Source organism: Bacteroides sp. An279, from assembly GCF_002159615.1.
In the GTDB taxonomy this organism is placed as follows: Bacteria; Bacteroidota; Bacteroidia; order Bacteroidales; family Bacteroidaceae; genus Phocaeicola; species Phocaeicola intestinalis.
Genome location: NZ_NFJA01000191.1, coordinates 1 through 1,583 on the forward strand (window position 1 = coordinate 1; position 1,583 = coordinate 1,583).

Genomic DNA, 1,583 nt, shown 5'->3' on the forward strand with positions numbered 1-1,583 from the left:
ACAATAGCGACTGTCACTATGAACCTAATAGTTTCAGTCGCTATTATTTTGTTGAACCTATATGTTGCATATGGCATTAGTTGTCAGATACCCCATGTTGTTTTGTCAATATACTTTCCGGATGTTTCAACTTCCATTTGTGTGGAAGCAGATCCAAAAGAATGTGGACTTTATCCACTCTGCCACACTCTTGGCATCCCCCTTTGAAAGGGCACTTTTGAACAGGCTGTATGAATGATTGGCAAATGAAAACATACGGACTATTCTTCGATTTCACGACATGACAATAAAGACATCCCCGTCACAGGGTTCACGGTGAAGCCGTTCACGGATGATAGACAACACACGGCTGTGCTTGCAACGCATGTCGGTAAAGTCACGCACATAATAAAAATGATTCAGGCCGGTAACACTCAGCATAGACCCTCCAGCTTCTCTATCATCCGGACTAAATCCTGATAGCTTAAATTCTTTTGGGACAAGTGTAACCCATTACTGATACGGACGTCAATCCATATGCGGACGGGATTGTCATTGCAGCCTTTTGATACAGGTTTAGGCCGGTCACCAGTCTTGGTCTTTTCCTCATGGGCAATCTCAGGAGCACCGTCAACCTGAACTTCAACTACTTTTTTGCGGGTATCCTTAAACCATTTCTGGAAAATGTTATAAGGGACTTTGTTCTTGGCACAAAACGATTGGAGAGATTCTCCATGAGGCAAAACCTCGGTCTGGTACTGAAAGTAAAACCTTTCAAGATCTTCACTGTTATACATAATTCTATAAATTTGGTTGGCAGCGAAGTTACTCATTTCAATCAATAGCCTTTTTTTGACTGCTTACTGACAAGGTACCAGTTGACGAGGTTCTGAATAGTTTTACTGAATGTATTTAAAACCTAGTTACCTAGTACCTGTTACCTAGTACCTAATCCTAAAACCTCGTTCACTAGTACCTGATACCTAGTCCCTAAAAATAATCAACCTGCCTGAGCATCTCCTTGTCCTCGCTCATGTACCGTCCAGGCTGTGGCGGCTCCACATGCGACAGCAAGATGCGCTTCTGCTTTCCGTTGTTCAGCATAGCCGCCAACCTGAGCCTGCATCCGTATGTGTCCCGCATGGGTATCGGGCTTTCCGAAACGGTGCGCCATGCTTTTCTTCCGTATGCCTCGCAGGATTTGTTGGCTTTCAACACGCTAAATCATAATGATGCGATTTCTTCCGGACTAAGCCCGGTAGCTTTCGCTATGATATCTGTAGAAACGCCTAAACGTTTCAAGTTTTGTGCATCCTCCAGTTTACTTTTAGCCATTCCTTCTTTTATTCCTTCTTTTATTCCTTCTTTTATACCTTCTTTTATACCTTCTTCTCTTCCTTCTTTTATACCTTCTTCTCTTCCTTCCTGCATTCCTTTTTCTCTTCCTTCCCGCATCGCGTTCTCCACTCGGTCCTGCATGTCCTCCTCGTAAATACGGCTCACATAGAAACGGTCTACTGCCTTATCATAAGCCACACGGTTCGCTTCCGACAGGTTCGCTACGGCAGCCAGCCGTTCCAGATGCTTGAACACCTGTTCTTTCA

Annotated in this window: 4 protein-coding genes and 1 pseudogene; 1 reads left to right on the forward strand and 4 read right to left on the reverse strand. The window is 44.0% G+C overall.

Annotation, left to right across the window (positions count from 1 at the left end; genetic code table 11):
* On the forward strand, positions 1-207 hold a 207-nt coding region (locus B5F78_RS17685; RefSeq protein WP_204502767.1), incomplete at its 5' end, for a hypothetical protein.
* 66 nt (positions 208-273) lie between these two features.
* Here B5F78_RS17685 and B5F78_RS16995 read toward each other — a convergent pair.
* From B5F78_RS16995 to B5F78_RS17490, 4 genes and pseudogenes are all read right to left on the reverse strand, one after another.
* Complete coding sequence (locus B5F78_RS16995) at positions 274-420, reverse strand: transposase (protein WP_140400238.1); 147 nt, start codon at positions 418-420, stop codon at positions 274-276.
* Positions 414-776 (reverse strand): hypothetical protein, encoded by a 363-nt coding sequence (locus tag B5F78_RS17690; protein ID WP_204502768.1) that lies wholly within the window; start codon positions 774-776, stop codon positions 414-416. Before B5F78_RS17690 ends, B5F78_RS16995 begins: the two co-directional genes overlap by 7 nt.
* 203 nt (positions 777-979) lie before the next feature.
* A complete protein-coding gene (locus B5F78_RS17485; RefSeq protein ID WP_162608592.1) occupies positions 980-1,153 on the reverse strand; it encodes a hypothetical protein in 174 nt (57 codons plus the stop codon).
* A gap of 50 nt (positions 1,154-1,203) precedes the next feature.
* Positions 1,204-1,583, reverse strand: a pseudogene (locus B5F78_RS17490) (PD-(D/E)XK nuclease family transposase); the annotation flags it as partial.

Excerpts from the sequence above, each read along its gene's own strand:
- B5F78_RS16995 (WP_140400238.1), bottom strand. The coding sequence starts at position 420 with ATGCTGAGTGTTACCGGCCTGAATCATTTTTATTATGTGCGTGACTTT.
- B5F78_RS17690 (WP_204502768.1), bottom strand. The coding sequence starts at position 776 with ATGTATAACAGTGAAGATCTTGAAAGGTTTTACTTTCAGTACCAGACC.
- B5F78_RS17485 (WP_162608592.1), bottom strand. The coding sequence starts at position 1,153 with ATGGCGCACCGTTTCGGAAAGCCCGATACCCATGCGGGACACATACGG.